General features: G+C 32.0%; 9 protein-coding genes. 7 read left to right on the top strand and 2 right to left on the bottom strand.

Annotated features, from left to right (window positions below):
• Window positions 1-317 precede the first annotated feature (317 nt).
• The 4 genes from EIY84_RS10165 (at window position 318) to EIY84_RS10150 (ending at window position 3,109) form a co-directional block, all read left to right on the top strand.
• Window positions 318-1,133: an alpha/beta hydrolase gene (locus EIY84_RS10165; protein ID WP_124642828.1), complete on the top strand. Its 816-nt coding sequence runs from the start codon at window positions 318-320 to the stop codon at window positions 1,131-1,133.
• A 311-nt stretch (window positions 1,134-1,444) separates the two neighbouring features.
• Window positions 1,445-1,771: a helix-turn-helix domain-containing protein gene (locus EIY84_RS10160; RefSeq protein WP_124642826.1), complete on the top strand. Its 327-nt coding sequence runs from the start codon at window positions 1,445-1,447 to the stop codon at window positions 1,769-1,771.
• A complete protein-coding gene (locus tag EIY84_RS10155; protein ID WP_124642824.1) occupies window positions 1,761-2,876 on the top strand; it encodes a DNA cytosine methyltransferase in 1,116 nt (371 codons plus the stop codon). The genes EIY84_RS10160 and EIY84_RS10155 overlap by 11 nt, the downstream gene beginning before the upstream one ends.
• Window positions 2,873-3,109: a hypothetical protein gene (locus tag EIY84_RS10150; protein WP_124642822.1), complete on the top strand. Its 237-nt coding sequence runs from the start codon at window positions 2,873-2,875 to the stop codon at window positions 3,107-3,109. The genes EIY84_RS10155 and EIY84_RS10150 overlap by 4 nt, the downstream gene beginning before the upstream one ends.
• Here the strand turns inward: EIY84_RS10150 and EIY84_RS10145 are convergent.
• On the bottom strand, window positions 3,099-3,569 hold the full coding sequence (locus EIY84_RS10145; protein WP_124642820.1) for a hypothetical protein: 471 nt from the start codon (window positions 3,567-3,569) through the stop codon (window positions 3,099-3,101). The genes EIY84_RS10150 and EIY84_RS10145 overlap by 11 nt on opposite strands.
• The gene (locus EIY84_RS10140; protein ID WP_124642818.1) at window positions 3,569-3,838 is read right to left on the bottom strand and encodes a helix-turn-helix domain-containing protein; all 270 of its coding nucleotides are present in this window, start codon (window positions 3,836-3,838) and stop codon (window positions 3,569-3,571) included. Before EIY84_RS10140 ends, EIY84_RS10145 begins: the two co-directional genes overlap by 1 nt.
• Before the next feature lie 164 nt (window positions 3,839-4,002).
• On the opposite strand from EIY84_RS10140, the gene EIY84_RS10135 reads away from it, so the two are divergent.
• The 3 genes from EIY84_RS10135 to EIY84_RS10125 all read left to right on the top strand — a co-directional run bounded on the left by EIY84_RS10135 (window position 4,003) and on the right by EIY84_RS10125 (window position 6,419).
• On the top strand, window positions 4,003-5,310 hold the full coding sequence (locus tag EIY84_RS10135) for a Sau3AI family type II restriction endonuclease (RefSeq protein ID WP_124642816.1): 1,308 nt from the start codon (window positions 4,003-4,005) through the stop codon (window positions 5,308-5,310).
• Window positions 5,307-5,534 carry a hypothetical protein gene (locus EIY84_RS10130; protein ID WP_124642814.1) on the top strand — a complete coding sequence of 76 codons (228 nt, stop codon included), beginning with the start codon at window positions 5,307-5,309 and terminating at the stop codon, window positions 5,532-5,534. The genes EIY84_RS10135 and EIY84_RS10130 overlap by 4 nt, the downstream gene beginning before the upstream one ends.
• 294 nt (window positions 5,535-5,828) lie before the next feature.
• On the top strand, window positions 5,829-6,419 hold the full coding sequence (locus EIY84_RS10125; protein ID WP_124642812.1) for a TetR/AcrR family transcriptional regulator: 591 nt from the start codon (window positions 5,829-5,831) through the stop codon (window positions 6,417-6,419).
• Window positions 6,420-6,424: the final 5 nt, after the last annotated feature.

Raw genomic sequence — 6,424 nt, 5'->3', positions numbered from 1 at the left:
TTCTCCTTGTCGTCCTTGATTTTCAACTTCTCGAACTGAATTTAACCCAGTTAAATTCGCCCTCGAATTGAAAATACTACGGACAACAGACGGTTTTGTGAAATGCGGAGGTCAGGCTCTTGCGTTGGAATTTTTGAGAAATTATTCGCAAAAAGCCATTTTCTTTTACAAATTTTTGTATTTTAGCAAAAGAAAAATGGCTTTTTGCTTGGTGTTAAGATTGCATAAATACTTGATAATCAAAGTCCGCACTTCACAAAGCCGCAAACCGTTGTGCGTCAGCTTAAAACAACAACACCAAACAAAATGAGATAAATATGAAATTCATTTATTACTTACTTTTTACACTCTTAATACTTACAAGTTGTTCTAATACTTCGCAACCGAATGACCCAATTCCAAAACACGAAACTTTTAAAATTCAATCTAAACAAGTAAGAGAAGAAAGAGTAATTAATGTTTGGATCCCCGAAAATTACGAAACATCTAAAGATTCTTTATCTGTTATGTATATGGCAGACGGTGGAATCAAAGAAGACTTTCCACATATTGCCAATACTTTAGCTAAACTAATCAAGGAAAAGAAAATAAAACCTTTAATTCTTGTTGGTATAGAAAACACTCAACGAAGAAGAGATTTGACTGGCTTTACAGAAGTTGCGAAAGATAAAAAAATTGCTCCAGTAGTTGGTGGTTCTGAAAAATTTAGAGCATTTATTAAAGAGGAACTTTTTACCGAAATAGAAAAGCGATATAGAACAACAACTGAGAAAAGTATTATCGGAGAATCCGCATCAGGACTTTTTGTAATGGAAACCTTTTTCTTAACACCTAAAATGTTTGATAATTACATAGCCTTTGATCCTTCGCTTTGGTGGAACAACCATTATTTGGTAAGAACAGCAAAAGAACATTTAGCAAATTTCCCAACTACAGAAAAACGAATTTGGTTTGCAGGTTCAAATACAGAAGATATTTCACCTTACACTAAAGAATTAGCCGATATTTTTAAGACGGAAAATAAAGAAAATATTAAATGGAAATTTTCTAACGAGCCAAAAGAAAAACACACGACAATTTTTAGAGCAACAAAAGAAAAAGCAATTATTTGGACACTAAACAAAACTGAATAAAAAGCCGAACGCACAACAAACGGTTTTGTGAAATGCGGAGACTTGGCTCTAGCGTTGAAATTTTTGAGAAATCAATCGCAAAAAGCTATTTTCTTTTACAAATTTTTGTATTTTAGCAAAAGAATACGGCTTTTTGCTTAGTGTATAGATTATATAAATATCTGATAATCAAAGTCCGCACTTCACAAAGCCGCAACCCGTTGTGCGACACCCTAACCGAACAGACCGCAAAAAACAAAACTTCCGAAAATATTTTGGACTTTATTTGTCCATTTAATAAATAATTGTATCTTTGGACAAAATATGACCAAATGACAACAATTAAAAAACATACATCTTTTGGCGAACTTTTGAGAGGTTTGAGAGAGGAAACGGGACAGACTTTAAAAACTGTTGCTGAAAGTTTGGAAATGGACACTTCCCTACTGGCGAAAATTGAACGCAACGAAAGACAACCAACAAAATTAATTATTAGTCAAGTTGCTGAATATTTTAATGTTGACAAAAAAGAATTACAAACTGAATTTTTAAGCGACCAAATCGCTTATAAAATTTTAGATGAAGAAGCGGACATTGAAATCCTAAAAGTTGCCGAAGAAAAAGTAAAATACCTAAAAACTGTAAACAATGGAAAATAAAATAAAAGTTGTTGAATTGTTTGCAGGTGTTGGAGGTTTCAGACTTGGACTTGAAGGCTGGAATGGAAAATCTGCATCATCAAATTACAAAGAAAATTTTGAAAGTCCTTACGAAGTTGTTTGGAGTAATCAGTGGGAACCTTCAACAAAAATTCAACACGCTTCGGCGGTTTACGAAAATCGTTTTGGAATGGATAATCATTCCAACAAAGACATTGCAAGCGTTGAAGTTGCCGATATTCCAGACCACGATTTGTTGGTTGGCGGTTTTCCTTGCCAAGATTATTCAGTTGCAACCACATTAAAAAACTCAAAAGGTTTAATTGGTAAAAAAGGTGTTTTGTGGTGGTCAATTCACAAAATTCTTTCAGAAAAAGAAAATAAACCAAAATACTTATTCCTAGAAAATGTTGACAGATTATTGATTTCGCCATCTGGACAACGAGGAAGGGATTTTGCAATAATTCTGCAAAGTTTGAACGAATTAGGTTACGCTGTAGAATGGCGAGTTATAAATGCTGCCGATTTTGGAATGCCACAAAGACGAAGAAGAATTTTTATTTTGGCTTATTTAAACAATACAGAAATTTACGAAAACATAAAAAGCATTAAACCAATCGAATGGATTTTGGAAGACGGAACTTTAGCAAATTCGTTTCCAGTAACAACTGAAAACAGATTATTTCCAAAACAATTTAAACTAAAAGGCGACATCGTTTCCATTTCGGAAAACTTCAACGAAGGCGGAAAAACAGGAATGTTTGAAAACTCTGGATTGATGATTGATGGAAATGTTACAACCATAAAAACGCAACCAAATTACGAGGGAAAGTTTACAATTTTAAAAGACTTAATCCAAAACGGAGAAGTTACTGAAGAATTTTATATCAGTAACGAAGAACTCGACAAATGGAAATATTTGAAAGGTCCGAAAAAAGAAATGCGTAAAAATACAGACGGTTTTGAGTACAATTATAACGAAGGCGGAATGATTTTTATTTTTGGGCGTTCCCTTCGGTCGGGCTTTCCGTTCCAATCTTTTTGTTCGTTCCTCACAAAAAGGATTTCCACTGCAATCCCTAACGCAAAATGTAGCATAAAATGAAAATTCAGGAAATAATTACAGAATTAAAAAACACTAAATCAGAAGGATTTCAACTTGAAAAAAGAAATGGAATATTAACTTCCACTTGGTTGATTTACAAAAAGAAAGAATTTTACTATTATTTTGACATCAATCAAAAAATAGAATTTACAGATGATTATAAATATTCAGAAGAGGAAATTCTTGAAGAATTTAAAAATGCAAATTTTGAAATTGAACTTTCTATAAGTTAATTTGGTATTGAATTCTTCTGTTTTTTATTCTTGCTTCAAGCTCCTCAAGTGTTTGTAAAGAATAAGATGAACCTTTTTCATTTAAACTTACAAAGCAAAATCTAAATTTTGAACCTAAAATTTTACCGAAATTAAATTCGTTTTCTGTTGCACCAAAGAAAAATCCTTTGGGATTTTCTGGTAAATATTTTTTAGTAGTTTTTAATTCTACCAAAATAATATCTTCTAAATAGGTTTGTAAAAATTCAGTATTAATTTCGATACCAACCAAATCGGGAATATATACTAAATCAAAGGATTGCAAAAAACGATGCTCAATATTTAGCATATCGAGTAATTGTTTTTTAGTTGCTAAGTCAATTTTAAAAAAACCAGTATAATTTTCAATTAAAAAATTTACACCTTCTTTCTCTGTGACATTGTTTGATAATGTCAATACAAATGAATGTTTTCTTGACATTATTCTTCGATTTTAATTTCGTAATTTTTAAAAGAATGCTTTGGATTTATTGATGAAAAATCTAAAAGTTCAGAAATTGTCATTTCAAAAACCTTGGCGAAAACTGCCATATTAGTAAGTGAAATATTTCGTTCACCACGTTCTATCATTCCAATATAAGTTCTGTGGAAGCCAGTAGAAAAAGATAATTTTTCTTGGCTTATATTTTTTTGATTTCGGAGCTGTTTTATTCTCTGACCAAATTCGCTAATTAGATGTTCATTTATCACGATGTAAAACTATACACATTGTATGTTTTGATCAACCGACAATATGTATCATTAAAATTGAATTTCCTTATGTAAACGAAACCTTGCGTTAGGGATTGAAGTGAAAATCCTTTTTTGAAAAAAAAGATTGTAACGGAAAGCCCGACCGAAGGGAACGCCCAAAAATTTTAGAACATTCTTATTCTGGTAAAGGAAATTTTGGACAAGTTTTAGAGAAATTTTACTTTGGTTATGAACCCAATTCAAAAGCAGAAGCTGATTTTGCTCAAATTGGAATGGAGTTAAAGTCCTCGCCATTAAAACAATTAAAAAATAATGAATATCGTTCAAAAGAGCGGTTAGTTTTAAACATCATCAATTATTTTAATGTTGTAAACCAAAATTTTGAAAATAGTGATTTCATCAAAAAGAATGCAAGCATTCTTTTGATTTTCTATTTGCATCAAGCTGGTTACGACATATTGGATTTAATTGTCAAATTGGTGGATGAATGGAGTTTCCCATCAACAGATTTAGAAATTATCAAAAAAGATTGGGAAACAATCACTAAAAAAATTGCTGACGGAAAAGCTCACGAACTCTCGGAAGGCGACACTTTTTATCTTGGTGCTTGTACGAAAGGTGCAAATGCTTCAACGGTAAGAAAACAACCATTTTCGGAAATTCCTGCAAAACAAAGAGCGTATTCTTTTAAACAAGGTTATGTAAATCATATTATTGCATCAATTGCAGGAGAAACAAAAGAAGTTTACGGCAAACTTATTCCGTCTGTAAAAGAAGCAAAAAAGAAAACGATTGAGGAAATTGTAATTGAGAAATTTAAACCTTATTACGGAAAAACAATTGAAGAGATTTTAGACAAAACTGGCGTTGAATTGAATACTTCCGCAAAAAGTTTCTACGCAAATTTGACAAAAGCGATTTTAGGAATTGAACTCAATAAAGAAATTGAAGAATTTGAAAAAGCAGAAATTCAAGTAAAAACTGTTCGACTAAAAGAAAATAATTTACCCAAAGAAGATATGTCATTTCCCACTTTCAAATACGAACAAATCGTAAACGAAGATTGGGAAAACTCTGATTTTAAAGACATTTTAGAACATAAATTTTTGTTTGTGTTTTTCCAATTTGAAAACGAAAAACTGGTTTTACGAAAAGTAAAATTTTGGAATATGCCGTATTCTGATCTACTCGAAGTTGAAAAAGTTTGGACAAAAACTCAACAAATTGTTGCAAAAGGAGAAATTGTTAAAGAAATTAAAACAGATAAAAATGGTAAGGAAGTTCGTTTCACGAACTTTCCTAGCAAAAAATTCAGTTCAATTTCTCACGTTCGACCTCACGCAACAAATGCTTTGGACACTTATCCTTTGCCGAAAAAAGACAAATTGACGAAACAAATGGAATACACAAAACATTGCTTTTGGTTGAATAATAGCTATGTAAGAGACGAAATATATTTGAAAAAATGAACGAAATAAAAAAGGGCGATCGCACAACAGCAGTTTGGCAAAATGGCGGGTTCAGTGCTAAATTCAACGGCAGTTCTTCGATTGAACTTTTGTACAAAACTGAACATTTGTGCTTCGAAATCCGCCACTTCGCCAAACTGCAAAACGTTATAGCCAATGGTATGACGATACTCCGAACATTGAACAGACAACCAAAACTTAAACAGAACAGCAAACCATTTTGACAATTATACAACAAGTAAGTCTAAACTCATTGCCGACCCATCTGTATTTTTTTATTTTTTCCCACCACACATTTTTTTAATTCAATTTTATTGCCACCACACAAGTGGCACATTTGGTTTTGCCCCGACACACAAACCAACGCTTCACAAAACCAAAAGAGCCACTTTTTGCCAACTCTCAGAATGAGAAAACAGTAAATCAAAACTTTCTTTGAATTTTATTTGCCCACCTAAAAATTAGTTTCTATTTTTGCGAGTGAATACTAACTAACATAAAAAATAAATTAGACAAGTATGCAAGAATTTACAGACAGGCAAATAGAAATAATGGAAGCGACAACCAACCGTATTTCAAAATATGGTATTCAGAATTTGACCATCAAAACATTGGCAGAGGATATAGGTTTGTCTGAACCAGCTTTATACAGACATTTCAAAAGTAAAAATGAAATCTTATTGAGCTTGTTGGAATACTTTAAAACAGAAATGAAAAACCGTATTCAGTCTATTTCTTATAAACCGACTGACACGACTGCTGACGAGTTAAGAGCAATTTTTAATTCTCAGCTACAAACTTTTACTAACAAACCAGCAATAGTGAGTGTCATTTTTGCAGAAAGTATTTTCCATTTTGATGAAAATTTGAGCAATAAAGTTGCTGAAATTATGGATATGATGCAGAAATATGTGAAAGCAAATATTACAAAAGGTCAAGAAAAAGGACAATACAACAAATTGATTGGAGCTTCTACCCTAACAACCATAATTATTGGTGGAATGAGAATGACCGTACTGAAATGGAAATTATCAGGACATAAATCAAATCTTGTTAAGGACGGGAAAACGGTCTTAGATGGAATGTTGAAAATGATTGAAAAAAGTTAAAAATT

This window comes from Amniculibacterium aquaticum (assembly GCF_003852705.1).
GTDB classification, from domain to species: domain Bacteria; phylum Bacteroidota; class Bacteroidia; order Flavobacteriales; family Weeksellaceae; genus Amniculibacterium; species Amniculibacterium aquaticum.
Note: the sequence above shows the minus strand (reverse complement) of the source record. Positions and strands in the feature narration are given on the sequence as shown.

Bases quoted from the DNA above. Each gene is read 5' to 3' on its own strand.
- EIY84_RS10165 (WP_124642828.1), top strand. From the start codon at position 318: ATGAAATTCATTTATTACTTACTTTTTACACTCTTAATACTTACAAGT.
- EIY84_RS10160 (WP_124642826.1), top strand. From the start codon at position 1,445: ATGACAACAATTAAAAAACATACATCTTTTGGCGAACTTTTGAGAGGT.
- EIY84_RS10155 (WP_124642824.1), top strand. From the start codon at position 1,761: ATGGAAAATAAAATAAAAGTTGTTGAATTGTTTGCAGGTGTTGGAGGT.
- EIY84_RS10150 (WP_124642822.1), top strand. From the start codon at position 2,873: ATGAAAATTCAGGAAATAATTACAGAATTAAAAAACACTAAATCAGAA.
- EIY84_RS10145 (WP_124642820.1), bottom strand. From the start codon at position 3,569: ATGTCAAGAAAACATTCATTTGTATTGACATTATCAAACAATGTCACA.
- EIY84_RS10130 (WP_124642814.1), top strand. From the start codon at position 5,307: ATGAACGAAATAAAAAAGGGCGATCGCACAACAGCAGTTTGGCAAAAT.
- EIY84_RS10125 (WP_124642812.1), top strand. From the start codon at position 5,829: ATGCAAGAATTTACAGACAGGCAAATAGAAATAATGGAAGCGACAACC.